The following is a 25,455-nucleotide window of genomic DNA, read 5'->3' as shown; positions in this document are numbered from 1 at the left end:
GTATTAATGACCGTACTCGGCGTACACTCTACTGACAAAAATTTCGATCTGGAAAAAAGATGCCTAGGCTAAATCAAACAATCACTCGCTGGCAAGGGGTAGGACTCATTGCCACCACGCTTTTAGGTACCGGTGTGTTTATCCTGCCACAACTCACCATTGCCGCCGCCGGTGATAAGGCGATCTGGGCTTGGGTGATTCTACTACTGGGTATTCTGCCGTTGGCCTATATTTTTGCCGAACTAGGGCGACGGTTTACCCACGCGGCGGGCCCTGCTTACTTTGTTGAACGGGCTTTCGGTCAGTTCTCTGGACGGCTTATCGGCCTACTATTTTTGTTTACCGTGCCACCGGGCGTCGCGGCCGCATTAATCATGACCTTTAAATTCATTCAACCGATCATTACCCTCAGTGACGCACAAACCTTGGTTGCTGAACTCTTGGTTTTTGCGCTGCTATTTTTTATCAATCGACGTGGGCTTCAATTATCCGGCCGCATTCAGATGGGCCTCACGCTACTGATTCTCTTGGTCGTATTGTTAATGATGGTCATGGTTGTTATTCATCCCCCAACCGTAGATCCCACCACAGCCATATCCGCCGATGGTAGCAGTCTTATGCCCGCTATCGGTCTTGCTATCTGGAGCTTTATCGGCATTGAAGCGATCACTCACTTGGCAGGCGAATTCAAAGATGTCCAACGGGATTTCATTCCCGCGAGCCTGCTTGGTGTTAGCTTAGTCGGTCTGATTTTTATCGGCTGCACTTGGTTATCGATGCTGGCACCCGAGCAGCCACTGGCAATGGTCGGTGTATTTGAGATGCTATTCGGCAGCAATGGTCGTTGGATTATCGGTGCGCTAGGCTTTATCAGTGGCATCGCCACTATCAATATTTATTTTGCCAGCCTATCCAGACTCGCTTGGAATTACAGCCAAGAAGGGATTCTCCCGCAAGGGTTACAATCCCTTAACCGGCACAAAATACCCACCACAGCGCTGATCACGTTTATGCTGATCTCTGCGGCTATATTATTGATCAGCTATCTGGAAAATCTCGATTTTTCGCTGATGGCCCATTGGGTTAATGGCTCGTTTATCGTGATTTATAGCGCCTCAATGCTGGCCGCATGGAAGCTATTACCTCACCGTCATAAACCGGCCATCATCATCGGCCTATGCGCCTGCGCGTTGTTTACCTACTGCTTAGGGGCCGCCATGCTCTATGCCTTAATAATCGGTCTGCTCATCAGTCTTGTACTGCTAACGCAGCAACGCTGGCAACGCCATTATCGGCTGCAACACCCGATTGATTTATAATCCATGCCTATCGGTATGCCGCGCATAAAAGCGTTCGAGTTCACGTGGCTCGGGCGCTCGACCGGTAAAGATCTCAACATACCCCGAGATACGCTGTAACCGAGTCGTAACATCTTCTGCCGATTTCATCGAGATATAGCCGATCTGCGTCAGGTAAATAGTGCGAGCACGTACATCGGCCTCATCGGCTTGATAACCGAAACGGATAAACATCTGCTGTAAAGCCGTCAACCGCTGTGCATCCGCTTGCGCGACTTGAGCCGTCACCTCGGCGGATTGTAACGCCCAGCTACGCACCGCAAACTCATAGTGTGAATCGAATAGATCGCCATCCAGCCAGCAATCAAATACATTTAATATTGCCTCCGCAATAGTCTCTGCATACGCGTCCGTCTGCGCGACAAAGTTACCCGTATTTTTATTGCGCCACTGCGTTAATAGGGCATCGAGTAACTGCTGACGATTTTTAAAAAACCAATAAAAGCTGGTTCGAGATAACGACAGTTTTTTCGCTAATGTCTGAATGCGCACCGCATCCAATCCCGACTCAATCAAGGCTTCATAGGCGGCCTGCAACCAAACATCCGCAGACCCCCGCCAGCCGCTATCTGTGACACTAACAACACCCGCATCACCGTTATTCGTCTGATCCGTCGCTTGATCGTTACTCATATCACCCCGTTAATCTTCTATTGCCAACCGCTGGATGCCATCGAGCCTACCGCCCATACGCCACACCGACATACCCTGCCAAGGGAATGTACATAACTGTTTAGCTGAAGTAAACCTAACCTCTTAGCGAACCTTCGGAGCACTAAAACAATCATGAACATTTAATTGACGTATATGTACATTTTAAACTAAATTGACTGTTCTACGTTCATATTGATAACCGTTCGGGAGGACTCAAGATGTCCAATGATCCATTGCTGCAACCCTATCAACTAAAACATTTGCGCTTACGCAACCGCATCATGATCACCTCGCATGAGCCCGCCTATTCTGAAAACGGTATGCCCACCGAACGCTATCGCGCCTATCATGTTGAGCGAGCCAAAGCCGGTGTCGCCCTCACCATGACCGCCGGTTCCGCCGCGGTATCGCTCGATAGCCCGCCGGTATTCGATAACCTGTTGGTCTACAAGGATGAAATTGTGCCTTGGATGAAAGATCTGACCGATGAATGCCATGAACACGGTGCTGCCGTGATGATTCAGCTAACACATTTAGGCCGACGTACTCGCTGGGATAAAGGCGAGTGGCTACCGGCGCTTTCCCCGTCTCATCGACGCGAGGCGGCGCACCGAGCGTTTCCGAAAAAGATGGAAGAGTGGGATATTCAGCGGATTATCAAAGACTATACTGACGCGGCCGAACGCATGGTGGCGGCGGGATTAGATGGCATCGAACTACAGGCCTATGGCCACCTCATGGATCAATTTTGGTCGCCCTTAACCAATACTCTGGATGGCCCTTACGGCGGCAATCTCGATAACCGTCTTCGCTTCACCTTTGAGCTACTCAAATCGATCCGTCAGCGGGTGGGCGATGACTTTATTGTCGGTCTGCGCTATACCGGTGATGAGATGCTTGCTGGAGGCTTAAGTATGACAGATGGCTTATCGATCTCTCAGCGCTTGAAAGACAGCGGCATGGTGGATTTCCTGAATGTGGTACGCGGTCATATCGATACCGATGCGGGGCTGACTGATGTGATTCCGATTCAAGGGATGCGTAACTCACCGCACCTTGATTTTGCCGGTGAGATTCGCACCGCCACCGATATGCCAACCTTTCATGCGGCTAAAATACCCGATGTCGCCACCGCCCGACACGCCATCGTCAGCGGCAAGGTCGATATGGTCGGTATGACTCGTGCGCACATGACTGACCCTCATATTATCCGTAAAATTATTGCCGGCGACGAAGATAACATTCGCCCCTGTGTCGGTGCCAATTACTGTCTCGATAGAATCTATCAGGGCGGTGCCGCCTTCTGTATTCATAACGCGGCCACCGGCCGTGAACTATCCATGCCGCACGATATCCCTAAAGCCGAGGTGCGCAAGAAGATCGTTATCGTCGGTGCAGGCCCTGGCGGACTCGAAGCGGCCCGCGTTGCCGCCGAACGCGGCCATGAAGTGGTCGTCTTTGAAGCCCTAAACGATGCCGGTGGGCAAATCCGATTAACGGCACAAAGCCCTCGTCGGCAAGAGATGATCGGTATTATCGATTGGCGTATGTCGCAGTGTGAACGGCTCGGCGTTAGGTTCCACTTTAATACCTATGCCGAAGTCGACAACATACAGGCGGAAAAACCCGATGTAGTGATTATCGCCACCGGCGGCTTACCCGACACCGAGGTACTCGATAAAGGCAATGAACTGGTGGTTTCAAGCTGGGATATTCTCTCTCGCAGCATCCAACCCGGCAGTAATGTTTTATTGTTCGATGATGCCGGTGATCATGCTGCCCTTCAAGCGGCTGAAGTCATCGCTAACAGTGGTGCAAACCTTGAGATTATTACCCCCGATCGGAGCTTCGCACCAGAAGTGATGGCGATGAACTTGGTACCCTACATGCGCACACTGCAGCAACAGGCTGTCACCTTTACGGTCACCTATCGTCTGAAATCCGTGAGCCGTGATGGCGATCAACTGCTGGCCACCATCGGCAGCGACTATGATGATGGTAGTCGCGACTTTACTCAGACCCGTCGAGTCGATCAAGTGATCATCAATCATGGCACCCTGCCGTTTGATGATCTCTATTTTGAACTACGCGGTTTATCATCCAATGAGGGGGAAGTGAACTATAACGACCTGATTCACGGCACACCGCAGGCACTCACTCATAACCATGAGGGGCAGTTTCAACTGTTCCGCATCGGTGATGCGATTTCGGCCCGTAACACGCATGCAGCGATTTATGATGCGTTACGCCTCGTAAAAGACCTATAAAAAAACCGCTAAAAAAGCGCAAACCAAGCGTCAGGTTTTTCCAACTGGATTAACCTGACGGATGATCTTAAGGAGCTACGTGATAACAATGATAAAGACAAAACTACCTTAACTGACTGTCTTTACTGCCACGACGGTTTATCCCGCCGCTACTGCTCTCTTGCTGCTCGCGTTTTGTCTGACACTGAATGCATAAACGAATACCGGGAATCGCCAGCCGCCGTTTCTCTGGAATCAGCGCATCACATTCTTCACACTCGGTTAAGCTCTCACCGGCGTTTAAACGGCTGCGCGCCAATTGCACGGCATCATCAACACTGGCATCAATTTGATCTTGTACCGCGCCATCACGCGCCCATCCACCGGCCATCACTCACCCTCCTGCTTAATATCACCCTGTTTAACAATGACTGTTATGACGTTGAATCGCCCAACGACTCACTCATTTTCCGCGTTGCTTCAACCGCCGCCGTCAGCCCCTGATCAATCGAGGCCGATAACCTTGACGCTTGCATACACTTCAGCCCCGCCGCCGTGGTGCCATCATAATCGATCATGGCATCCACATGGGCCCGAGGAGATAGATCTAAATCGGCTAACATCACGCCACTGGCTTTAAACAACTGCCGTATGGCTCGCTCAGCCACGTTTGAATCAATTCCCTGATCGATCGCATAGTTGACCATACAATCAGCATAGTAAGCCACAAACCCAGGCACAGGACCAATTAAAGCAGTGAACTGATCAATATGCGACTCGTCAAATACCTCATCTGTCTGTCCGATTGCCTCGAACACTCGACGGATCTTAAGCCGATCGGTATCGGTAATCGCCTCACTTGAAAACCAAGGTGAATAGGCCAAACCAGTTTCAGCCGCGGGACTCGACATCGCTCGCACGACCCGCTCGGTAGCACTTAACTGCTGTAACTGCGTTACGGTCACCCCAGCCATCACCGAGATAATCAGACAACCGGTCTCGCTCGCATTAATCGCTAGGCTATTGGCTAGATGCGGCGGCACCGCGACAATAACAATATCACAATGCTCAATCAGCGTTTGATTACTAGTGGTGCGATGCACTTTAGGGTCTGCTGCCAAGCCATGACTCGCGGCAAGCGTTCGACTCGATAGCCACAGATTTTCAGGCAACACCGCGCCATTACGTAGCACCCCCTGAGCAATAGCCCCGCCCAAGTGACCAGCGCCACCAATAATACCCAAGCAAAGATTATCCTGCATATGCCATCACACTCCATTAAAGATCTATCACCTACCGTCACACTCGCGCGACCATAAATCACTATTGTAGAGTATCGAAAAGGCGTAATAGCGTCCAAATGCGACCGACAATTTCCATCACCCGACGGTGACATCAAATAATCTGCATCATGTGCGATCTCTCATCGGGACTAATTTAAGCGACAAGCCTCAGCGACACAAGAGAGCCAAAAAAGATACCCAAGTTACAGTATAGATAAGCAAGAAAGGAGGCAGTGCGGGTGTCACACTGCCCTAGATTGAATGGTATTACATGAAATGTTACTAAATAAACAGTACTGAATGAAACCCTACTGATTAATGCCCTGAGCTTAAAAGATCACTGCTATTCATACCCAATTCACCGATAACGTGAGGGGCTATTGGTAGCGCATGATGCTTAAGGTAATCTTTAACCGCTTGAACAGGATCAGACTGATCGGTGGTGAACGCTTCAACACCCAGCAAGGCTGCCTGACTGATAAAACACTCTCCAGCACTACCACCGATAAGCGCATCACAGTCGGCTAGCGGGTGCGGCACATCATTTTTATAATGATGAAATACCAACGGCTTTGGTAACGAGATCAACTCTAACATCTTTAATCGTGGTGCTTGCGATGGAGAGTTTGGCGATATATCAGCTTGAAACACAATCCAGCTCTTACATTTACCGACACGATCGGTCACGGAAACACCATCTCTACTGGCAACAGCTATTTTCATCTGACTACCTCAATACAACTTCAACTGATTGATACAAAGCACATCGATACAATTCATCTATACAAAGTGTATCGATACAAGTTATCTAGACTTTTCTATACAACACTCGCAGGGTAGCGCACTGAATAAATCTTGCCTTAAAAATAAAGACAACACTTTATTAGCGACTTAGCGGCGCTAACCTAAGTTTACATAAATGATGACTAAAAACCCTGATATCAAGCAACGTTTAAGGCGTTAATCAGGGCGGTTAGCGACATCACTTAATCGAGTTCTAAAGCAACGATATTAAACACAATCGCCTCATTGACACATTAGCCTAATGTTAACAGCGGCATCGCATCAATCGCGTCTTCCATGGCGGTATTCCAAAGCTTGCGCAGATCACGCATATAATCATCATCCTCACCAAACGAACGATAACGTCCCAGCGTCAAACTGCCATGCTGTAGAATATACAGTTCAATCGGAGGCCCGACGGTTAAGTTACTTTTCAAGGTCGCATCCATTGACAGAAGGCCACAAACCACCGCTCTATCGGTTGCGGTGCTTTCCTGAATAACTCGATCCAAAATCGGCTTACCGTATTTCATCTCACCTATCTGTAAAAAAGGCACCTGAGACGAGCTGACAATAAAGTTACCCTGCGCATAAATCATAAACAGTGCGCTTTGTGAACCTAAAATCTCTCCCGCTAATAGGAAAGTCGATTCAAACACCGAACCGCCACCCGCTTTTTCCTGGACATCGACACTGATTTTACCGATATATTCCGCGGCCTGATGCATATCAGTGACATTGAGTAAGCTGGTTTCTTCTGTATTCTTAATATCTCGTTCAAGCGCCGCAATGACCGCTTGCGTGGTGGCCAGATTGCCAGCACTACAGATCACAAACTGCCGTTGGCCAGGCACACCATAGCGCCACATTTTGCTATAACTGCTAATGTTATCGACTCCCGCACTCGTGCGAGAATCTGAAATCATTATTGTCACCTGATTTGTTCTTATACCAACGCAGTAAGTCACTATTCTCTCCTGAAGACCGAAGGAAGGCGTCAATAGGCGATGATACCAGCAGCGCTAACCTGAGCGCTTGCAAACCGTCATAATACCTTGGCTTTCCAAATTGCGCCCATTATAAGAGTTTTACAAAACAGAAGTGTCATTTATTTATGCCAAACGGTCAATTTTCAGGATCAGCGAAGACAAATCCATCTTAACCAACTGATTTTAAATGTTTTTTTAATCAGCAATCTTCTCTCATTCATTTATCAAGGAAACCACGCACCACTGCCACCTTCCTAAGGAAGGTGCGAATAAGTCCGTTATGTTCTCTGCGGACATTAGAATGGTCAGATACGCGAAAGCCAGTGCAGCGAAATGTCTAGACCTTTTCAAGCTGGCTGACAAAGTAGATGACCATTCTAATATCCGCCCTTCGGGGCTTTCAGAGAAGCGGGATCTCAGCGTTAACATTTTTCGACGTACAACCAGTATGCCTGTAACTGTTGCCTAGATCTCCAGCTTCTCTGTAAGCCAGAGGCCTAATTGACTTATTCGCACCTTCCCTAAACATTGAGATATTGTTATCGAACGGCATCCATATGACACGTCAGCCTGTTTTTTTTCAGCGGTTGGATAAAAGAGATCGATGGCTAATAGCCATCATTAATACTCTAAACGTCAATCACGGATAGATCCCACTATCGAGTGAAAACCATCGATTTCGCTCGGCCCATACAGTTAGGGAAGGTGCTTGATAGCAGAAGTGGTCGCTAATGCTTAATGCTGCCGCAGACGTAGTTCAACTAGACAATGCTGAGCCGCTTAGCACAAGCAACATTGACCTCGGTTTTAGCATTCACTCACCCAAACCCCCACATCCAGCTCCGAGGTCGCCGTTCCTGCATAGGACCCTGCAATAGGCGGCACCGATTTAGCCAAGCGCGACACCGCGACAGGAATATGATCTGAGCCGACAATATCGCCAATCGTCGGATCAAACCCCTTCCAGCCACCGCCGGGCAAATAGACTTCAGCCCAAGCATGTGTAGACCCCACCTGATTAGACATTAATGGCGCATGCAGATAGCCGCTAACAAAACGCGCGGCCAAGCCAAGACACCTGACCGCCTCCATAAAGAGCAAAGCAAAATCACGACAAGAGCCCGACCCCAACTGCAAAGTATCTTCCGCCGATTGAACACCGGGTTCCTCTCGCACTTTGTAAACCAAGGTGTGATAGATTCTCGCCGTTAAACGCTGCAATAACGTATAGGTTTGTACCGACTCTCCGGCTTGCCAAACATCGAATATCCAATTATTTAACAAGCGGCGCGTCTTTTCATCCGGCAGCACACGGTAAGGTGACAGTAAAAACTGATCCCCTTCGTGATAGTTAAATGGATAGTTCATGGCATAGTCCGCCACGATAAAATCCAACGGTGACTCATTATATTGCTGAATGATCACATCACTTTCGATCATCAACTGTCGAGTGGGCTGAGTAAAATTGGCAATAGCGACAGAGTTTCCCTCGACATCGCGATGCCAATAGAGCTTCGCCTCAGGGGTAATCTGCAACGCAAAAGACTCAATACGCAACTCATGATCTTCCCGAGGCCGTAACAGCAGATGATGCGCGCCAAGGGTGACGGTGTCGGTATAGTTGTAATAAGTACGATGAATGATTTTATAACGTTTCATAGTTATCCGGCTCTTCCCTGTCGGCTCCATTTCAGAATAGTGCGGGTCTCTTGAGTGGCCCTAATCGGCTACATACACCCAGCCGAGACACAACAGATGATGATCCAAAGGGATATCAGGGCTCGTCGTTAAATCTCGCCCCTAAGACACAATCTTTACAGATACACGCAAGATTAAGATGCGATGCTGACACTTGACTTAATAGCCCATCAGCAAACCTGATTTGGCTATCAAAACACCAGCAAGGTTGATTTTGATCACTTACATTGAGGTGACCACAGTTATTATCTTTACCACACAATGGGCATTTATCCGGTGCACATACGTCTTCTTGATACAAAGCCAACAGCCTCAATGAAATTGTGCTAGAGATAACAAGCTTACCTCATTCAGCACTATCATAATTCATTACTATTTAAGATCACACCCACCATGCAGATGCTAAAACGCTTAGACCGGCTATCTGATCATAGCCTCTTTTAACCATGTGCTTCTGATTGGTCATGAGCGGCTGTTAGTCATGAGCGGCTGTTAGCCAAGTAGCGCCACCTTTCTAATTAAGATAGTGGCTCGCGTGCTCGACCGTCAACAGCAAGGAAGTCTCTTGAATTAATGACTGCTATTCACTATAGACTAAAACTGACAGATTAGAATGGCGCGGGGTTCTGATTAAGCCTAGCCATATACAGAAAGTAAATCGTTCACGCGTTACGCATTAGCCTATTAGGCAAGCGATAAACAAATAGGCAATGGATAAGGAAGGTGCGAATAAGTCAATTACGCCTCTGGCTTTCGCGTATCTGGCCATTCTAATGTCCGCAGAAAACATATCGGACTTATTCGCATCTTCCTTAAACAAAACGCGCCGATTGGCGCGTTTTATCTGTCGTCATTATCGAGACTTAAGACTTCTTAACAAACTTAGTCAAAATAACGATACGCGTACCATTAACGCGGCCTTCGATATGTTCAGCGTTATCCTGCACCAGCGAGATACCCCGTACAGCGGTGCCACGCTTAGCCGTAAAGCCTGCGCCTTTAACGTCCAGATCTTTAATCAAGACGACGTTATCGCCGGCGGTCAAAATCGCGCCGTTGCTATCACGATGAATAACTTTTTCAGAGTCATCTAGGTGATCGCCTGTGGCTTTCGCCCAAAGAGTGGTTTCATCATCCAGATAAAGCATATCCAACAGATCCTGCGGCCAACCTTCGCTGCGCAAACGATTCAGCATCCGCCAAGCCATTACCTGAACGGCTGGCACCTGACTCCACATACTATCGTTAAGGCAACGCCAGTGATTGGCATCGGTAGTTTCTGGATTTTCAATCTGACCTTTACAGGTGCCACATAGCAAAACAGAATCATCAACACCGCCAAGCGAACCCGGTGGTACTTCATAAACACTCAGGTTATCGGTTGCGCTACACAGTTCACACTTGGATTCGCTGCGATCCCGAAGGGCTTGTTCTGTACTCATGTTCACTCCTGTTAGGTTAGTCACCATGCCTCTGCCCCAGAGCCGCAGGATAAAGGCCGATTTTTGAAGCCGCGCATTGTACCAGAAGATTGTCTCACGATCAGGCTATTTGCCTACAAAAAAGCAGAAGTTCGGTTTCAAAGGATGCTTTTAGTTGCTTGTTTGGCGAAAACCGCGCTATTAATTAGGCTAAAGATGGTATTTCACCACATTCACAAGCTACCCCTCCAACCAAGGAAGCAGTCCATTTCGGTGTCTGATAGAGTGCTTTTGTTATGCCGTCAGCACTCATAAACCAAAATACGCTTTGATGCCTGCGAGGGTATTGGATGTAGCCACCGACGCCAGTATCAGCCCCATCACTCGGCTCACGACACTTGCGCCACTCGCACCAATGAGTCGATTGATTTTACCGGCAAGCAGCATAAACAGGCATGTCACTCCCAGTACCGCAAACATCATAGAAACGGTTTGCGCTTGCTCCCAAGTGCTATAGCGTTTGTTCTCAGTCAACAACACGGCGGCCAACATGGCACCGGGGCTGGCGATGGATGGCACGGCGAGCGGAAAGATAGCCGTATCACGGTGATCACGAACCAGCTTTAACTCTTCGTCCGGTTTACTTTCACCAAAGATCATCGTCAAGGCAAATAAAAACAGAACGATGCCACCGGCAATTTGAAATGCCGGTAGCGGTATCGACATGGCAAGCAGAATGAATTCACCCGCGACGACGAAAAACAGCAAAATCAAGGCAGCCACACCGATCGACATCAGCGCTATCTTGTTTTTCGCAGCGGTACCGAAATGAGACGTAGCGGCAATAAAGACCGGCACAGTACCGATAGGATCAATGACGGCGAAAAAAGTAATAAAGGTTGCTACAAAATCAATCATGTCGAAGTACCTTCTGTATCACGAGACAGTCTGATTAGACATATTGGCAAAAAAACACTCATCTAGCGCCCCTATATGTACTCCTTACCCTCTACTCATTATCGCTTTGCCCTGCAAACAGAAGCGTTACCTCAGCCGCTCAAATACTCGCTATCAATCTTGTCAGCCTCTCATCCCATTGCACCAACGGACACACCCTTGTAACGAACAGCAAACAGCATGGCCATTAAAATATACAGTTGAAACGCCAGCCATTTTGCTAGCCATAACTCAATACTTTCAGGCCCGATAAAACGGCTAACAAACGAGCCTAATAATTCACAGTGAAAACGCCTTCACCGTGATAACGATTAATCAACTTTAGGGACTATCTGAATCAACTTAAGCCGTGGATGATGCTGTTGATCGTAAATTATTAAGCCGGTTGCTGCTGTCATCTTATAAGCCACCGCGTCATCTAACGCGGCTAAAAAGCGCTGTTCTTGCTTTGCTAAGGCGGTTAAACAAGCGCGCCGAGTGACCCCTGCCTGAGAGACACGGAAGGCATTATTACGGGTATCGACTGCCGCAACATATCGATTACATCCAGTAGAACCGGCGATGCGGTTGGTTTCTGTAAATTGCAATGTGATCAGGCTATTATCGATAATACCGCCTTGATCAATCATTTCGATCTGCCAATCACCGCTTAACTTCACGCCCTTAACCGTCGTATCCGAAAGCGGCGTTTTAGTAACACAGCCCGTCAGCACTGAGGCTAACATAAGCATCAAAAAAGGAAGTAAAGCCGTTTTCATTTTCGCTCCTAGGTTATTTCACGATTAATGAGACTAATTGTCGTGGCCAACTAATCCCAAACCTCTACCTCATTGAACACTTTTCATAAACACACTACAAGCCTACCCCTAAAAGCTCTCCTTCTATTCATAAACTGTGCGAACATATGCGTGTCCGTCACGATAGCAAGCGCATAGACTAAACTGATGTGCATTGTGATGAATGCAGTCAGCGTCATTGATTGAGTGATTTTTCACAAAATATTCTCATGTTTAGTATCAGTCCTGACTTTTTTGATGAAATCAATGACTTCATTAGGGAAACTTTATGCCTCGAATAATTGAATCTCCCGTCATAGCTTTAGGAAGCTGATAGCATACAATCAATCCAGCGCCTAAGTAGCCAAATAATTTTTTCCTGTAATAATATTCTTTATTGACGCCATCGGGATAACAACAATCTTTTTCAAATAGCTTATATTCACAGACTTCAATATTTGCAATGTACTCTATTGGAATATAAATATTTGCATTTGAATAATAATCTGGAATACTCATGGTATATTTTAGATTTTTATCTAGAGTTATTCGACTACGAAGCACCATTCCAAAGTGAACAAAGAGATAAGTAGCAATTGAAACCCCAACAAACCAAACCATCGCTTTTTCATATGTAAGTGGAATAAAAACTAATGCACAACTAGACACTAAAAGCGTCAAAATAACATTAACACAGATTTTCATTCTCGCTGTTTGTGTTATTACTGTTTTAATATTCACCATTGCATATCACGAAGAAATAAAGGCCAACTATTTTTGCTCTTTTGATCAATTTTCGATAACACTATATTTTTTCATGTATAGCTGGTGGATCATATAGTTCTATTTCCCAATCTTCGTAAGGTGGAGAAACTTCAAATGAAGGTATGCAATATGATTTTATATAATCTGTTGCTCTTCTTTGAGCAACCGTAAAATTTAACACGTTGCCCTTTGAATCCATTTCTATAACATTTGAAAAAATTGCATATGCCATTTCGATAGCACTGGGATCTTCGCCATATAAATCCAAGTATTCAACATCTTTAAGCATGTAATGCGTACCGCTTGCCATGAAATATGCAAACGTTCGAAGCGCACCCCTAAAATCATTACTTACTTTCATAAATCGCTAGTCTCCGAAGCGCTATAAGAGAGGTGAACCGGCATTGATCGTCCTTGATAATGGGTTATTAAAACAGTAATACTCGGCTATCAAGCAGAATCAGTCAATATCCCTATATTTTTTACCCTGACACTGAATATCCTACTGACGCCTGCCATGACGTCCCTTCCCCATACGTAGTGTACAGATGAGCTTGCGAATCGCACCATACTAAGCAGCGGCTTTATGAAGTTTACACCTTCCCTAAACCTCGTATTGGCTTGTTAGGTGCTGATTTTAATATTGGCCTTTACGCCACCTTTTTGCTGTTATTTTTTCAAGTTTTCTTCGGTACTTAGTAGGCGAAAGCTCCTCAACATTCCCCTTGATAACATCAAAAATATCTTCTGATATTATTGCACCTACTGCATGAATTGCTTCATGCCTATCCACCCTGCCTTATAAGTTTAGCGATTGTTTCAGGTATTAAATCAACACCCATAGCTAGCTGGTTTTCAACTATAACGTGAATTGATGAATGTACCATCAGTGCATCATCGGGCAAGTCCTTAACGAATTCAGCATGAAAATCGCTAATCAATTCTATTTGTTTAGCTTCATCGAGTGCTAACCATTCTTGTGCAGTTATTGAATTATTTGGATTATAGTTATCCATTATCGCCTCAAATATATTAATTCAATTGAAGAGTAAAGGGATAAAAGCCCTTTTTGATCAATTCTCCTCTTTGGGCGTCCTCGTTTTGCATATCCCACTTTACAGTGTCACTGCCGCTCAATCTCGTCCCGCAATATATCATTACCCAGCGGGGCACCTGTCTGCCAAGCTTCTCGAATACGTTTCATAGCATCCTCTTCAAGTTGCCCTTTGAATAGCGCCTGATACATCTGATGCCTTTCTTCCTGGTTCTTCCAAGTGCTTCATACGATGCATGTTGTATGAAAAGCTCGATATTTTTTATTCCACTGTTGTGACAAAAGCTCGACCAACGGTAATGATCGGGTAACTCAACCATACCTGCCCGAACCGGATTCAGCTCAATGTATCTCATTACCGTCAGAATATAGAAAAGGGCTTTACTCTTAGGGAAGGTGCGAAAAAGTCAATTACGCCTCTGGCTTTCGCGTATCTGGCCATTCTAATGTCCGCAGAGAACATATCGGACTTATTCGCACCTTCCTTAGTGCTATTAAGCATAAACGAACACCGCAGAGAACCAAGACCATCCGCTTAACCGCTTTTGTTAAATAAATTACTTCTTAAACACTAAGCTATATGTAACCGGTACAGCGGTACTTATTGTAGAAAGGCCTGCAACTGAACGTAGTTTTTCTATTCCGTCAGCTAAGTTAAAGTCTTCAGCATTAATCAGAATCGGCCTCAAGGTGGTGACGAGTACGCTTTGCTGGGTTAACTTAGTGACCTGTACATCGCTGTTAAGATCTTGTGAAACGCCATGTAGAGACAGCGTTAATTTGATTGAATCACTATAGGTACCGCCAACGGCCAAGCTAGACACATCATCGACGTTAACAGTTCCTGTGATTTTTGCATCAGCAAAGTCTGCGATTTCAAAAAGTATTGTCTTCATTCGATCATTACGAATCGGAATATTCGTTTCCACGCTACTCAAATCAATATTAATCGACACCGCACCGTTTTTCTCAATCACCCCACTCAGCTTCTTAAAATAATGTATTTCTCCTACTTTTGAATTTTTAACTGAAACGAAATTAAGAGTCGATTCATCATTTAGCAATTCCCATTGAGCAAATGCACTGGGCGTCAACACCAGCATAGCCAACAGTATCAAGCACATTTTTTTCACAATAATCTCTCCTTTACACGCGCGTAACTACCAGTATATTACTTTTTTTGAGGTTTGCTGTTTCACGGGTCTAACGTGAGTGATGAGGGACGCTGATACTGTGCTTGAAAAGCGATCGCTATTGATGAGGGTTATCTCTGTATTGTCGAATGCAGCTCTCCACGTCCTTCTTCAATCGGTTGTGCTGAGAAATGGGAAAGGATGTCCAACGGAATACCGTACCATCTTTGAATTTGAAGCACACAGGCATTGCACCTATTTTTACGTGGAAATAGCGTAACTCAGAAATGTGTTTTGGGGTTCGGCGGAAAAAGGGCCAAACCTTAAAGTGAATATAGCCATTAACAATCTTTACCTTCGCTGGAAGGCCGAAAACGAAAAGCGTGATAAAGATCGCGGCAACGCCAAGGATATCGAAAAAGCTCATGGTGTTAGCCTAACGCCGTTCGTAAACACGAGCAATGGCGAGTTCAGGCCGCATGTACATAGAATGGCGGCCTGCCTTAATGATAACGTCGCATAGGCGATAACATATCTGTTTAAATATCAAAGTCTAAAAACTTTCTCGTTGATCGCTCTCATAGGTCCATCGACAGGCTAATGCGATCAGCGGTGACACTAGGCGGTAACACTAAAAGTCACCGCAATTGCCACGCTTAAAAAGACATTACCTCCTTTTGATGCGTCATATAAAATTTCGGCCTCGCTAACGCATGAGCTCAATAACAGATCAATCATCGTTGAGCTGATTGATCCTTGATTGAATTTTCATAAGTGACTCACCTTTGATGAAAACTGGAGAGCACGCTGTTGGCTATATCCGTCATACTCTCTTCTATCGGCCTTTCGTTTGTTCTGAAATGCAGACCGATATGATCGACTCCCGCCGCTTTCATGCTTTCAAGCTCTTTGATAAGACCGTTAACGCCGGTTTTTATTCCAAAACGTTGTCGTGTGATAGGGGCATCAATATCAGCCACTAAATCTAAATGAATGAAGCTGACATACGGTTTTAAACCGGCGACTTTACGCCATAAAGCGACACGCTGCTGATGCTCTGTTGGTGTTCCGGGATAAGCCAACCAGCCATCTAGGTTTTTGCCTATCCACTCAGGCGATTGTTGTGCGAGCCCAGCCACATACACGGGAAACTTATCGACCTCGGGATAAATTTTTTGACCTTCAGTTAATGCTGTATTTGATTGATCCTTAATGATGTCGATCGCCTCCCGAAAGAGCTGCCCTCTGGATTCATAATCCACCCCAAATAATGGATACTCTGATGGCCTATCTCCACTCGCTACCCCTAGTATCAAACGCTCATGACTTAACTCTGCCGTGGTATTCGCGGCTTTCTTCACTAACCAAGGTTGTCTGAGTGGTAACACGATAGCCGCCGTACCCAACAAAATATTCTCAGTCACGCCCGCTAAATACCCCAGATAAGTAAACGCTTCAAACACCTGAGCGGCATCACCAAACTGAGGATCATATAACGGTACATCTCTGACCCATGCCGTACTAAAGCCTAAACGATCGGCTAGTTGAATACGCTCTTTGTGCAAGCGCATGTCTGGCACTCCAAATGGTCTACCCGCTTTGACTCGTTTATGCTGCCCGTCTTGAGACCAGTCGTTATCTAAAGGCAGCTCAATACCGATTGAGAAGCCTAAATGCTGTAATTTATCGAAACTCATATGCACTCCTCTATGGGGGGGAAGCCCCCCCTGATATTTGTCTTAAGCTGTTCTAGCTTGATCGCGTGAATCAAGAAAACCTGAGATTTTGGTCAAGATAATAGCCAGCACTACAATCAATGCGCCGATCCAAGTTGTGTCCATCAATTCCATGTCCTCAACGACCATGCCGCCAAGAATAGAGCCAATAGCAATACCCACATTGAAAGCCGCGATATTCAGACCTGATGCCACATCCACGGCATTCGGTGTGTACTTCTCTGCCAACTGCACCACATAGACCTGTAGCCCAGGGACATTACCAAACGCAAAGGCACCCCAAATCAGTACGGTTAAAACTGCACCTATTTGATGACCCGCAGTGAATGTAAAGACTAATAACACCAGTGCCAGAGCAGTGAAGATAATGTGCAGCGCTTTAACTGGTCCCAACTTATCAGCCAATTTTCCGCCCCAGATATTACCCACGGCCACCGATACACCGTAAACCAACATGATCAAACCAATTGAGCTAGAGGCAAAACCCGATACTTGCTCTAAGATAGGCGCAAGGTAAGTGAACGCGACAAATGTACCGCCATAACCTACTGCCGTCATGGCATACACCAGTAACAACCTAGGTTGCGTTAACACACTTAGCTGCTCAGATAGCTTCGCAGGTGCCGCTTGTTTTAAGTTTGCAGGGACGAGAATAGCGCTACCGATCAATGCAATCAGGCCGAGTAACGCCACAATTAGAAAGGTTGCCTGCCAACCGAACACTTGCCCAATATAAGTACCCAGCGGCACACCGGTAACTAATGCCACCGTTAAACCTGTAAACATAATAGCGATAGCACTGGCGGCCTTCTCTTTAGCCACTAAGCCAGTCGCGATCGTTGAGCCAATCGAGAAAAACACCCCGTGGGCTAGGCCAGTCAAGATACGCGCGATAATTAAGGTGTCATAGCCCGGCGCCTGCCATGCTAATAGGTTACCCATGACAAACAGTGACATCACCGCAAGCAGTACATATTTACGGTTCCATTTCCCCGTTAACGCCGTTAATACTGGGGCACCAATGGCAACCCCCAAAGCATAAAGGCTAACGAGTAACCCGGCGGAAGGTAAAGAGACATTCAGATCAGCGGCCATGGTCGGAATTAAGCCAACAATCACAAACTCGGTGGTCCCGATAGCAAAGGCGCTGAGCGTCAATGCAAAAAGAGCTAAAGGCATAATATTACTCACTACAGTTAATGGATTACACAGCACGATATGAAAGAAGATAACCGTCATATCCTGCTTGATTTTGATGAAGGGCATTATGCGTCGGATCTTATTTGTTAAAAATAGAGGTTTTAACAAATGATATTTGTTATAAATGCAATAAACATAAAGCTGATAGGCAGTGCATGAATACTAACGTCCATAGGATAGAGACATGCTGACACGATCTGATGATTTAGAGATATTATTGACGGTGGTGGATAGCGGTGGGTTTTCGGCTGCCGCAGAGACATTAGATATTCAAGTGGCGCGGGTATCTAGGGCCGTGAGTAAAGTCGAGCAACAATTGGGGGTTTCTATACTCAACCGCACGACTAGACGGATAGAACTGACCGATGAAGGGCGTCAGTTTATTGAATCGGTTCGTGAGGGGTTGATCCACATTCAACGAGCAGAAGAGGATATTATTGCCCGAGGCGAACTACCAAAAGGTCGGTTACGTGTGGATGCCGCTAGCCCATTTGTTTTTCATCAGATAGTCCCGCTAATGCGAGCCTTCAGTCAGGAGTATCCCGATATCGAATTAGAACTGACCTCCAATGAAGGGTTTGTCGATTTGCTCGAAAAGAAAACCGACTTAGCCATTCGAATTGGACAATTAAGCGATTCAACTCTGCATGCGCGCCCGCTGGGCAGAAGTTTGTTATATATCGTGGCAGCCCCCGACTATGTATCGAGACGCGGCTTGCCAAACAAAACCAGCGATCTTGTGCAGCATGACACCCTTGGCTTTACCGGTGCTAAGGTACTTAATAATTGGCCACTGAAAGGCTTTAAAACCTTAGCGCCGGCACTGACCTCCAGTAATGGTGAAACCGTTAGACAGCTGGCCTTAGCGGGCAATGGTATCGCTTGCCTATCGGGCTTCATGATCAAGAAAGACCTTGCAGAGGGACGTTTAATCACTTTGCTTGAAAATGAAAGATTGCCCCATACCGACAGAGAACAGATTAACGCCGTATTCTATAAATCCTCATCGGTCGCTAAACGGATCTCCGCCTTTATTGATTTCATTCAACCTAAGTTATCGCTGTAGTGTCGACTTTTTACGCGTCGTTGCTCACGTCGATCCATAGGCGATCGATCATCGCTAACCCTGTCGCATCCTCATCAATCTGCCCTTTGAATAGCTCCAGACACTTTCGATGCCTTGCTTCCTGACTCTTACCAAGTGCTTCATACGATGGGTGCGGTATGAAAAAATCGATATTTTTTATTCCGCTGTTGTGGCACAAGCTCGACCAACGATAATGGCCAGATAACTCATAGGTCAGACGGCTGATTTTGGTAGGATTAAATTATGGGTGTCCCGGTTTTCCTCTATAGCCATAGAAATGCCTCCCTAAACTGACCAGCACGACAACCTTCTGCGCTACCAGAATTCATATTTGATTACCTTAAGTAGTAGTTGCTAACAGGCGAGTCCTCAAGGTGAAATGAAGATGACAGCAAAGATTTTCAGCCAGAAACCGGCACCCGACAGCGCTTTTTCAACACTAAAAACGCGTTAATCACAGCGCTTGCGCAGCAGTCCGGACAGTCGGATCTCCGGACATTTTCTATAAAAGGCCAACGGCTCTTTTGCTCGCCAAAATCTAAAAAACTCTACAATGCGCGTTTGAAAACCTCACCTGGGCGATGCATTGAAACTCAGCAAACGACTACAACAGATTGAACAGCTAGTGGCTTCAGACTATGACCATATCTGGGATTGTTGCTGTGATCATGGCTTTCTTGGGGCTGAGCTGCTATCTCGGCCAACCAGCGCAACCATCCACTTTGTGGATATCGTGCCTCAGCTCATAACACAGCTGGAAAACAGGCTGCGACGGTTTTACCCCGACGCCAGGGAAAGATGGGAAACACACTGCATCGATGTAGCGACACTGCCTCTGGCACAATACAGTGGCAAACAACTGATCATTATTGCCGGGGTCGGCGGTGATCTAATGATTCATTTTCTTGAAGCGATCCATCAGCAACATGCCCAATTGAATGTTGATCTGCTGCTCTGCCCGGTCTATCAGCAGTATGCTTTGCGCGAGAAACTGATCGAACTGAATTGCAGTTTAAAAGATGAAATTCTGATTGCAGAGAATCAACGTTTCTATGAAGCGATACTGGTATCATCAGCCCCGTGGGCAACAGAATTTGGCACTCAGAAACCGCTGCACAAAAACGGATCGTCGAATCCTATCTGCGTAAAACCCTCAACCACTACCAACGGATTCAGCAAGGCGACAAGGTCGTGGTGGACCATATCCTTGCGGCGTATCGGGCGATTACATTGTGATGCTGCCACTCAGTTGTCAATTTGCCTTATAGAGTAGCGGGAAAACCGCAGAACCGATGCCCTCTGGACAGCTTACCGTCAGGTCAATGACTCCGGTTATTCATCACTATTCAGGGCAAACATAGCTGCCTGATGAATAAGACGGGCATCGTTCAAAGCGCGATGTGCACGATAATCACTCGCTTCTGACAATTCATCAAAACAGGTAGCGAAGGTACCCGCCCGGTGACCACCCAGCAATGTACTGAGATCCGCAACATTAAATGTTTGCTCAATAGCCACCGCTTCAAACAGGCGACTTATCCAGAAACCGTCCCAGTCTTGATGGTCGGAATACACGACTTTAGACGCCAATAAGCTGTTAAGCTCCTTTGCGACCACATCCGCCGGTCTGCCTTTGTCGAAGAGATCCTGACGCGAAAGTCCGTGCAGCTCATGTGCTTTCAGACTCCAGTGTTCCCAGGACTCTTCAGGTCGGATAAGTGTCTGATAGGTCTGTTCAGAGTTCACCAGACCGATCTCAATCGGATAACTAACAGGACTCAAGCCGCTGGCTTCGATATCTAAAACCCATATATCACTCATCGGGTCTCTCCTTGTAGAAGACGCAGTTGCTCCTCCAGCTCTGCGATCCGCTGATCACGTTGCTGCAACAGTGCTTCAACCGCTTCCCGATCCATCCGTTGTGGAATATGTTGTGGACAGTTCCGATCCCAGGCATCAACGCTAAACAGCAATACCTGTTCCGGCCGCGCCCTGTATTGGTCCTGGTTGGGCATCAGTTCAGCTAACAGCGCTGGCTGATCCTCTATCACTTTTGCACGACCCCAGATTTTGATTCGGACGCTGTTGGCATAGTCCATTAAGAAGATAAACGCCCTGGGATTATCGGTTAAATTTCCCTGAGTAATAAACTGCTTGTTTCCCTTATAGTCTGCAAAAGCGAGGGTTTGCCTGTCGAGTACTTTCAGAAAACCCGGTGGACCGCCACGATGCTGAATGTAAGGCTGACCGTCAGCATTAGCGGTCGCCAGATAGAAACTCCTCTGTGCCGCAATAAAGCCCGCCAGATCGGGCGTGATGTCACGTTGCCATCCGCCGCCCTGCTCCATTCGGGCATAAATATCCCTGGACCCCTTTCTGGCCTGAATAGCCTTTACACTCGCGGTAAAGGCGATATCGCTTGTATAGGTCAACTTTATATACCTCTTTCTCCAGGGCTCCTCGAACAACCTACTGCGCGCCGTGCCTCTAAGCCCGCTCGTTACGGTTTTTTAAGGTGCCTTTTACAGGCCCAGATCGCTGAGGCCGGGATGATCATCAGGGCGACGACCCTGAGGCCAGTGAAATTTACGATCCTCAGCACTGATCGCATGCTCATTAATGCTGGCGATGCGTCGACTCATCAGGCCATTAGAATCGAACTCCCAGTTTTCATTGCCATAGGCACGAAACCACTGTCCGGAGTCATCATGAAACTCATAGGCAAAACGGACTGCAATTCGATTATCCGTGTATGCCCATAGTTCTTTGATCAGCCGGTAGTCAAGCTCACGGGTCCACTTGCGTGCCAGCAACTGCACAATGGCTTCGCGCCCTGTTACAAACTCAGCACGATTTCGCCATAAGCAGTCCTCGGTATAGGCCAGAGCGACTTTCTGGGGATCGCATCCATTCCAGCCATCTTCGGCGAGTCTGATCTTTTCGATGGCCGCAGCTTCATCAAACGGCGGTAAAGGGGGTCTGGACATAGTAAATTCTCCTCTTAAGGGTAAAGGGTGGCGAAAGCGCCACCCTCACACTGATTCAGGCCGCCAGGGTATCAACAGCTGGAAAGTCGATTTCAGTACCCAGCACTTCATTCACGTAGTTCGTCAGGGTATTCAGGGCAACGTGGCCCACGATCTCCACGATCTCTGCATCGCTATAACCGGCAGCACGAACCGCCCCGACGTCACGGTCAGAGACCTTGCCACGGTTGTTCACAATGTTGGCGGCGAAGCTCACGGCAACTGCCGCTTTTTCGTCACTGGAGGTACCACGGCGATTGGCTTCAATTTCAGCTGCACTCAGTCCGGCCAGATTGGAACCAAGATACTGGTGTGCTGCGAGGCAGTAGTTGCAGCCATTGATCTCGGCAACCGCAAGGGCGATACGCTCACGCGTCCGGGCATCCAGCGAACCGTTACTCAGTGCACCATTCAGACCCAGGTAGCCCTCCAGAGTCTGCGGGCTGTTGGCAACAATGCGAAACAGGTTAGGCACACTGCCCAGAAGGGAATTAACCGCTTCAAGTGATTCTCGGGAGGCTTCCGGTGCAGCCATCACAGATGCCGGTGTAGGTATACGGGACATAATTAACTCCTAAATGTTATCGGATTGGAGAGCCCAGCATACAAGTAACAAGAATAAAGATAATTAGACTGAAATTTAATTATCTATTACTGTTAGTGAAATAATATATGCGATAAAACTGTGTGAAACAGAATGGATAAACTTGAAGCGATGCGGGTGTTTATCGAGGTTGCGGAATGTCAGAGCTTCGTTGCCGCCAGCCGCACACTGGACCTGTCAGCACCAGCAGTAACCCGATCGGTCGCTCAGCTTGAGAAGACCCTGGGGGTGCGCCTGTTCAACAGAACCACCCGTCATGTCCGGCTCACGGATTCGGGAGCCCGGTTTTTCGAAGACGCCAAACGTATTCTGGAAGATGTCGAACAGGCCGTGGCTACCGCATCCGGAAGTTACGCCGAGCCCAAAGGGGTGTTATCGGTGACGGCTCCGGTACTGTTTGGTCAGATACATATCGCACCGATTCTGACGGAATATTTGCAGCAGAATCCAGCGGTAACCGTCAGAGCGGTTTTCTACGATCGCATCAGCAATATACTCGATGAGGGTCTGGACGTGGCTGTCCGCATTGGCCACCTCAAGGATTCAAGCATCTATGCCACCCCAGTCGGAAGCGTGCAGCGGCTGGTATGTGCTTCGCCCAGCTATTTGCAAAAGCATGGCACCCCCAGGCACCCTGCCGAGCTCAGAGATCATGAAATCATTCAGGCTTCAACGGTTGAACCGTCAACCACGTGGCAATTTGAATCCCCCACAGGCAGGGAAGCCGTAAAACTCTCTCCACGCCTGCACTGCTCCCAGAATGGTGCAGCAATAACAGCGGCCAGAGAGGGGTTTGGCATCACCCGCCTGATGTCCTATCAGGTTGGCGAGGAATTAAAAAACGGCTCCCTGACGCGCATCCTGCAAGACTATGAAAGCCAGCCACTGCCGGTCAGCATTGTTCATCTCGAAGGGCGACAAGCCAACGCAAAGATCAGAGCCTTTATCGACCTGGCGATTGAGCGACTAAGAGCCAATCCCTATATAGACCACGCTTAAGAGCCCTCTGTCTACAGGGGAACCTATTGGCCTACTCCCATCAGCGATCATACCGTTGAGGGAGGTAGTGAAAAAGGTCTGCAACCTTTACACCGCATAATTCAGGTTCCGTATACATTCCCACGCGGGAGCGTGGCAACGAAACAAACACAGACAGAAAGACATACGAGAATTTGCAGAAGGAAAATTTGGGACACCCATAAATTTATCCAGTCATATTGACACGTTAATATCCGTTTTCTCACTTATCTGAAAATAGCCTGTAGCTGCTGTCCAGATGAGATCCTCAGAAAAGGGCTTTGACCCCTTTAATTATCTCTTGATATGCCAACGTCCGTTTAGGTATGCCGGTCTCTGCTCGCTCTTGTAAAAAAGGGCTTTGACCCTTTTAACTCTTCTAACTTAGTAACTTAAGCAACCGTTCACTACGCCATACTCTAATAATATTGATTGATTCACTTTCACGAAGATAGACAATCCGAAACGGAGAATGAATAAGTTCACGGATAGAGTCATCGCTAAACTCGGGGACGACCCTACCGATATCAGGATGGGTCTTAAGCGTTTCTATGTGTTCAACAATTACCTCTACGAAGTTTTGGCCTATTTGCGGTACACCCTGCTCCTGGTAATACTCTTTGATACTTTTAAGGTCATCAATCGCTGACTTAGAAAAAGAAATGTTCACGAACTATAGACCCAATTGTTTTTTCACATCAATGATATCGGTAACTTCACCTTCCTTTATCTCTATTAACCCTTGAGCCACAGCCTTAACGAATTCAAGTTCTTCTTGGGTGCTTTCGTAATCATCGAGTCCTTGGACAACAGCAACTCCACGCCCTCGGCTAGTGACTAGTACTGGTCTATGCGTGTCCTTTGCATGGTTTACAACCTTACCAGGATTAACCTTTAGGTCAGACAACGGAATAATATCTTCGGAAAATTTTGTTTTCATGATAAAAGCCTTTCTTTAAAGACCTATGTATAGCACCTGTTAGCAGGTCTCGTCAAAGAGCGGACGCTCTGATAAGTGGCACGTAAAGCGAGGAACTTAAGCACTTAAGGGTCAGGTTTTGCATCGTGCGGTACCCGCTATTCTTTGACTCATTGTAGAAGAACCCCAACATAATCGCCTACCTCCTTCATCGTGTAATGACCACTAGAGCAACTGCTGTGCCTTGTTAAATTCATTATTTCACTACCTTATCATGGTAACTTTCAATTTCTTTATTTACTTGACGTAGTTTTGAATCAAGATTAGCAAATGATTCGAATGCTTTTTCCCCACCTTCAGTATCTTTAAACTGCTCCATGAATGACAGTCTCTTCCCAATTAACTCTAGATAATGCAGACGGAGTGCTAACAAAGCATTCAAACGGCCAATGTAGTTCGATTTTTCAGCTTGTTTAGCCGAGCGGCTTGCATAAATTGCGGACAAGGCTGCGATTAAACCTACAATTATATTTACGCCCGTTGAAATATCGATGATCCACTCCTCTAAATTTAACGCCCGCATAAACTGCGGAGTATGTTGGACGCTTTTTTGCGTCATTTTCTTTTAAGCAAAAAAACGGACAATGTGCGACGTCAGATTTAATGCGTTTGTATGGTTAATTCCGTTCCATTTCAGGGTAAATTGGAGGCCCACCCTCAACGGCCATTGAGGGTCTTTATGCAGTAGC

29 protein-coding genes are annotated in these 25,455 nt (G+C 46.9%); 5 read left to right on the top strand and 24 right to left on the bottom strand.

All coding sequences use genetic code 11. The features are described 5' to 3' along the window. The first annotated feature begins 59 nt into the window (after positions 1-59). Positions 60-1,319, top strand: coding sequence for an L-methionine/branched-chain amino acid transporter (yjeH, locus tag Q4488_RS01765; RefSeq protein ID WP_303578728.1), 1,260 nt, complete (start codon positions 60-62; stop codon positions 1,317-1,319). Here the strand turns inward: yjeH and Q4488_RS01760 are convergent. Further along, the gene (locus Q4488_RS01760; protein ID WP_303578727.1) at positions 1,314-1,991 is read right to left on the bottom strand and encodes a TetR/AcrR family transcriptional regulator; all 678 of its coding nucleotides are present in this window, start codon (positions 1,989-1,991) and stop codon (positions 1,314-1,316) included. The genes yjeH and Q4488_RS01760 overlap by 6 nt on opposite strands. 239 nt (positions 1,992-2,230) lie before the next feature. Between Q4488_RS01760 and Q4488_RS01755 the strand changes: the two genes are divergently transcribed. Then, positions 2,231-4,279, top strand: coding sequence for an NADH:flavin oxidoreductase (locus Q4488_RS01755; RefSeq protein ID WP_303578726.1), 2,049 nt, complete (start codon positions 2,231-2,233; stop codon positions 4,277-4,279). A gap of 103 nt (positions 4,280-4,382) precedes the next feature. Here the strand turns inward: Q4488_RS01755 and Q4488_RS01750 are convergent, their stop codons facing one another. The 16 genes from Q4488_RS01750 to Q4488_RS01680 all read right to left on the bottom strand — a co-directional run bounded on the left by Q4488_RS01750 (position 4,383) and on the right by Q4488_RS01680 (position 18,032). Next, positions 4,383-4,649: a DksA/TraR family C4-type zinc finger protein gene (locus Q4488_RS01750; protein WP_303578725.1), complete on the bottom strand. Its 267-nt coding sequence runs from the start codon at positions 4,647-4,649 to the stop codon at positions 4,383-4,385. 43 nt (positions 4,650-4,692) lie between these two features. After that, positions 4,693-5,520 (bottom strand): pyrroline-5-carboxylate reductase, encoded by an 828-nt coding sequence (locus Q4488_RS01745; protein WP_303578724.1) that lies wholly within the window; start codon positions 5,518-5,520, stop codon positions 4,693-4,695. Positions 5,521-5,856: 336 nt separating this feature from the next. Next, complete coding sequence (locus Q4488_RS01740; RefSeq protein ID WP_303578723.1) at positions 5,857-6,264, bottom strand: hypothetical protein; 408 nt, start codon at positions 6,262-6,264, stop codon at positions 5,857-5,859. Positions 6,265-6,578: 314 nt separating this feature from the next. After that, positions 6,579-7,250 (bottom strand): peptidase, encoded by a 672-nt coding sequence (locus tag Q4488_RS01735; RefSeq protein ID WP_303578722.1) that lies wholly within the window; start codon positions 7,248-7,250, stop codon positions 6,579-6,581. 870 nt (positions 7,251-8,120) lie between these two features. Beyond that, on the bottom strand, positions 8,121-8,972 hold the full coding sequence (locus tag Q4488_RS01730) for a transglutaminase family protein (RefSeq protein ID WP_303578721.1): 852 nt from the start codon (positions 8,970-8,972) through the stop codon (positions 8,121-8,123). A 115-nt stretch (positions 8,973-9,087) separates the two neighbouring features. After that, complete coding sequence (locus tag Q4488_RS18825; protein ID WP_368411565.1) at positions 9,088-9,273, bottom strand: cysteine-rich CWC family protein; 186 nt, start codon at positions 9,271-9,273, stop codon at positions 9,088-9,090. A 601-nt stretch (positions 9,274-9,874) separates the two neighbouring features. Beyond that, positions 9,875-10,453: an alkylphosphonate utilization protein gene (locus Q4488_RS01725; protein ID WP_303578720.1), complete on the bottom strand. Its 579-nt coding sequence runs from the start codon at positions 10,451-10,453 to the stop codon at positions 9,875-9,877. Positions 10,454-10,741: 288 nt separating this feature from the next. Further along, positions 10,742-11,350, bottom strand: a complete 609-nt coding sequence (locus tag Q4488_RS01720; protein WP_303578719.1) for a MarC family protein — start codon at positions 11,348-11,350, stop codon at positions 10,742-10,744. A gap of 350 nt (positions 11,351-11,700) precedes the next feature. Then, positions 11,701-12,147, bottom strand: a complete 447-nt coding sequence (locus Q4488_RS01715; protein WP_303578718.1) for an META domain-containing protein — start codon at positions 12,145-12,147, stop codon at positions 11,701-11,703. A gap of 294 nt (positions 12,148-12,441) precedes the next feature. Beyond that, positions 12,442-12,909 (bottom strand): hypothetical protein, encoded by a 468-nt coding sequence (locus tag Q4488_RS01710; RefSeq protein WP_303578717.1) that lies wholly within the window; start codon positions 12,907-12,909, stop codon positions 12,442-12,444. Between the two features lie 61 nt (positions 12,910-12,970). Then, a complete protein-coding gene (locus Q4488_RS01705; protein ID WP_303578716.1) occupies positions 12,971-13,291 on the bottom strand; it encodes a hypothetical protein in 321 nt (106 codons plus the stop codon). 424 nt (positions 13,292-13,715) lie between these two features. Beyond that, positions 13,716-13,946: a hypothetical protein gene (locus tag Q4488_RS01700; protein WP_303578715.1), complete on the bottom strand. Its 231-nt coding sequence runs from the start codon at positions 13,944-13,946 to the stop codon at positions 13,716-13,718. A 107-nt stretch (positions 13,947-14,053) separates the two neighbouring features. After that, entirely contained in the window at positions 14,054-14,176 is a 123-nt protein-coding gene (locus tag Q4488_RS01695) for a hypothetical protein (RefSeq protein WP_303578714.1), read from the bottom strand. Between the two features lie 365 nt (positions 14,177-14,541). Further along, positions 14,542-15,108: a YceI family protein gene (locus Q4488_RS01690; protein WP_303578939.1), complete on the bottom strand. Its 567-nt coding sequence runs from the start codon at positions 15,106-15,108 to the stop codon at positions 14,542-14,544. 788 nt (positions 15,109-15,896) lie between these two features. Further along, positions 15,897-16,814 carry a TIGR03571 family LLM class oxidoreductase gene (locus Q4488_RS01685; RefSeq protein ID WP_303578713.1) on the bottom strand — a complete coding sequence of 306 codons (918 nt, stop codon included), beginning with the start codon at positions 16,812-16,814 and terminating at the stop codon, positions 15,897-15,899. A 42-nt stretch (positions 16,815-16,856) separates the two neighbouring features. Beyond that, positions 16,857-18,032: an MFS transporter gene (locus tag Q4488_RS01680; RefSeq protein WP_303578938.1), complete on the bottom strand. Its 1,176-nt coding sequence runs from the start codon at positions 18,030-18,032 to the stop codon at positions 16,857-16,859. A gap of 205 nt (positions 18,033-18,237) precedes the next feature. Between Q4488_RS01680 and Q4488_RS01675 the strand changes: the two genes are divergently transcribed. Further along, positions 18,238-19,119 (top strand): LysR family transcriptional regulator, encoded by an 882-nt coding sequence (locus Q4488_RS01675; protein ID WP_303578712.1) that lies wholly within the window; start codon positions 18,238-18,240, stop codon positions 19,117-19,119. Positions 19,120-19,726: 607 nt separating this feature from the next. After that, the gene (locus Q4488_RS01670) at positions 19,727-20,413 is read left to right on the top strand and encodes a tRNA (adenine(22)-N(1))-methyltransferase TrmK (protein ID WP_303578711.1); all 687 of its coding nucleotides are present in this window, start codon (positions 19,727-19,729) and stop codon (positions 20,411-20,413) included. Between the two features lie 59 nt (positions 20,414-20,472). Here Q4488_RS01670 and Q4488_RS01665 read toward each other — a convergent pair whose 3' ends face one another. The 4 genes from Q4488_RS01665 to Q4488_RS01650 all read right to left on the bottom strand — a co-directional run bounded on the left by Q4488_RS01665 (position 20,473) and on the right by Q4488_RS01650 (position 22,731). Beyond that, positions 20,473-20,961: an exonuclease domain-containing protein gene (locus Q4488_RS01665; RefSeq protein ID WP_303578710.1), complete on the bottom strand. Its 489-nt coding sequence runs from the start codon at positions 20,959-20,961 to the stop codon at positions 20,473-20,475. Continuing rightward, the gene (locus Q4488_RS01660) at positions 20,958-21,572 is read right to left on the bottom strand and encodes a pyridoxamine 5'-phosphate oxidase family protein (RefSeq protein WP_303578709.1); all 615 of its coding nucleotides are present in this window, start codon (positions 21,570-21,572) and stop codon (positions 20,958-20,960) included. The genes Q4488_RS01665 and Q4488_RS01660 overlap by 4 nt, the downstream gene beginning before the upstream one ends. Positions 21,573-21,662: 90 nt before the next feature. Beyond that, the gene (locus Q4488_RS01655; RefSeq protein WP_303578708.1) at positions 21,663-22,127 is read right to left on the bottom strand and encodes a nuclear transport factor 2 family protein; all 465 of its coding nucleotides are present in this window, start codon (positions 22,125-22,127) and stop codon (positions 21,663-21,665) included. Positions 22,128-22,182: 55 nt separating this feature from the next. Further along, on the bottom strand, positions 22,183-22,731 hold the full coding sequence (locus Q4488_RS01650; RefSeq protein WP_303578707.1) for a carboxymuconolactone decarboxylase family protein: 549 nt from the start codon (positions 22,729-22,731) through the stop codon (positions 22,183-22,185). A gap of 132 nt (positions 22,732-22,863) precedes the next feature. Between Q4488_RS01650 and Q4488_RS01645 the strand changes: the two genes are divergently transcribed. After that, positions 22,864-23,769 (top strand): LysR family transcriptional regulator, encoded by a 906-nt coding sequence (locus Q4488_RS01645; RefSeq protein ID WP_303578706.1) that lies wholly within the window; start codon positions 22,864-22,866, stop codon positions 23,767-23,769. 397 nt (positions 23,770-24,166) lie between these two features. Here the strand turns inward: Q4488_RS01645 and Q4488_RS01640 are convergent, their stop codons facing one another. From Q4488_RS01640 to Q4488_RS01630, 3 genes are all read right to left on the bottom strand, one after another. Further along, positions 24,167-24,457, bottom strand: coding sequence for a type II toxin-antitoxin system RelE/ParE family toxin (locus Q4488_RS01640; RefSeq protein WP_303578705.1), 291 nt, complete (start codon positions 24,455-24,457; stop codon positions 24,167-24,169). Positions 24,458-24,460: 3 nt separating this feature from the next. Next, positions 24,461-24,727, bottom strand: a complete 267-nt coding sequence (locus tag Q4488_RS01635) for a type II toxin-antitoxin system Phd/YefM family antitoxin (RefSeq protein WP_215951059.1) — start codon at positions 24,725-24,727, stop codon at positions 24,461-24,463. 235 nt (positions 24,728-24,962) lie between these two features. Next, positions 24,963-25,325 carry a hypothetical protein gene (locus tag Q4488_RS01630; RefSeq protein ID WP_303578704.1) on the bottom strand — a complete coding sequence of 121 codons (363 nt, stop codon included), beginning with the start codon at positions 25,323-25,325 and terminating at the stop codon, positions 24,963-24,965. Positions 25,326-25,455: the final 130 nt, after the last annotated feature.

The sequence above is a fragment of the Amphritea sp. 1_MG-2023 genome (assembly GCF_030547545.1).
Classification (GTDB): Bacteria; Pseudomonadota; Gammaproteobacteria; order Pseudomonadales; family Balneatricaceae; genus Amphritea.
The sequence above is the reverse complement of the archived record's forward strand: the minus strand, read 5'-3'. Positions and strand labels throughout refer to the sequence as shown.

Excerpts from the sequence above, each read along its gene's own strand:
- yjeH (WP_303578728.1), top strand. The coding sequence starts at position 60 with ATGCCTAGGCTAAATCAAACAATCACTCGCTGGCAAGGGGTAGGACTC.
- Q4488_RS01760 (WP_303578727.1), bottom strand. The coding sequence starts at position 1,991 with ATGAGTAACGATCAAGCGACGGATCAGACGAATAACGGTGATGCGGGT.
- Q4488_RS01755 (WP_303578726.1), top strand. The coding sequence starts at position 2,231 with ATGTCCAATGATCCATTGCTGCAACCCTATCAACTAAAACATTTGCGC.
- Q4488_RS01750 (WP_303578725.1), bottom strand. The coding sequence starts at position 4,649 with ATGGCCGGTGGATGGGCGCGTGATGGCGCGGTACAAGATCAAATTGAT.
- Q4488_RS01745 (WP_303578724.1), bottom strand. The coding sequence starts at position 5,520 with ATGCAGGATAATCTTTGCTTGGGTATTATTGGTGGCGCTGGTCACTTG.
- Q4488_RS01740 (WP_303578723.1), bottom strand. The coding sequence starts at position 6,264 with ATGAAAATAGCTGTTGCCAGTAGAGATGGTGTTTCCGTGACCGATCGT.
- Q4488_RS01735 (WP_303578722.1), bottom strand. The coding sequence starts at position 7,250 with ATGATTTCAGATTCTCGCACGAGTGCGGGAGTCGATAACATTAGCAGT.
- Q4488_RS01730 (WP_303578721.1), bottom strand. The coding sequence starts at position 8,972 with ATGAAACGTTATAAAATCATTCATCGTACTTATTACAACTATACCGAC.
- Q4488_RS01725 (WP_303578720.1), bottom strand. The coding sequence starts at position 10,453 with ATGAGTACAGAACAAGCCCTTCGGGATCGCAGCGAATCCAAGTGTGAA.
- Q4488_RS01720 (WP_303578719.1), bottom strand. The coding sequence starts at position 11,350 with ATGATTGATTTTGTAGCAACCTTTATTACTTTTTTCGCCGTCATTGAT.
- Q4488_RS01715 (WP_303578718.1), bottom strand. The coding sequence starts at position 12,147 with ATGAAAACGGCTTTACTTCCTTTTTTGATGCTTATGTTAGCCTCAGTG.
- Q4488_RS01710 (WP_303578717.1), bottom strand. The coding sequence starts at position 12,909 with ATGGTGAATATTAAAACAGTAATAACACAAACAGCGAGAATGAAAATC.
- Q4488_RS01705 (WP_303578716.1), bottom strand. The coding sequence starts at position 13,291 with ATGAAAGTAAGTAATGATTTTAGGGGTGCGCTTCGAACGTTTGCATAT.
- Q4488_RS01700 (WP_303578715.1), bottom strand. The coding sequence starts at position 13,946 with ATGGATAACTATAATCCAAATAATTCAATAACTGCACAAGAATGGTTA.
- Q4488_RS01695 (WP_303578714.1), bottom strand. The coding sequence starts at position 14,176 with ATGTATCAGGCGCTATTCAAAGGGCAACTTGAAGAGGATGCTATGAAA.
- Q4488_RS01690 (WP_303578939.1), bottom strand. The coding sequence starts at position 15,108 with ATGTGCTTGATACTGTTGGCTATGCTGGTGTTGACGCCCAGTGCATTT.
- Q4488_RS01685 (WP_303578713.1), bottom strand. The coding sequence starts at position 16,814 with ATGAGTTTCGATAAATTACAGCATTTAGGCTTCTCAATCGGTATTGAG.
- Q4488_RS01680 (WP_303578938.1), bottom strand. The coding sequence starts at position 18,032 with ATGCCTTTAGCTCTTTTTGCATTGACGCTCAGCGCCTTTGCTATCGGG.
- Q4488_RS01675 (WP_303578712.1), top strand. The coding sequence starts at position 18,238 with ATGCTGACACGATCTGATGATTTAGAGATATTATTGACGGTGGTGGAT.
- Q4488_RS01665 (WP_303578710.1), bottom strand. The coding sequence starts at position 20,961 with ATGAGTGATATATGGGTTTTAGATATCGAAGCCAGCGGCTTGAGTCCT.
- Q4488_RS01655 (WP_303578708.1), bottom strand. The coding sequence starts at position 22,127 with ATGTCCAGACCCCCTTTACCGCCGTTTGATGAAGCTGCGGCCATCGAA.
- Q4488_RS01650 (WP_303578707.1), bottom strand. The coding sequence starts at position 22,731 with ATGTCCCGTATACCTACACCGGCATCTGTGATGGCTGCACCGGAAGCC.
- Q4488_RS01645 (WP_303578706.1), top strand. The coding sequence starts at position 22,864 with ATGGATAAACTTGAAGCGATGCGGGTGTTTATCGAGGTTGCGGAATGT.
- Q4488_RS01635 (WP_215951059.1), bottom strand. The coding sequence starts at position 24,727 with ATGAAAACAAAATTTTCCGAAGATATTATTCCGTTGTCTGACCTAAAG.
- Q4488_RS01630 (WP_303578704.1), bottom strand. The coding sequence starts at position 25,325 with ATGACGCAAAAAAGCGTCCAACATACTCCGCAGTTTATGCGGGCGTTA.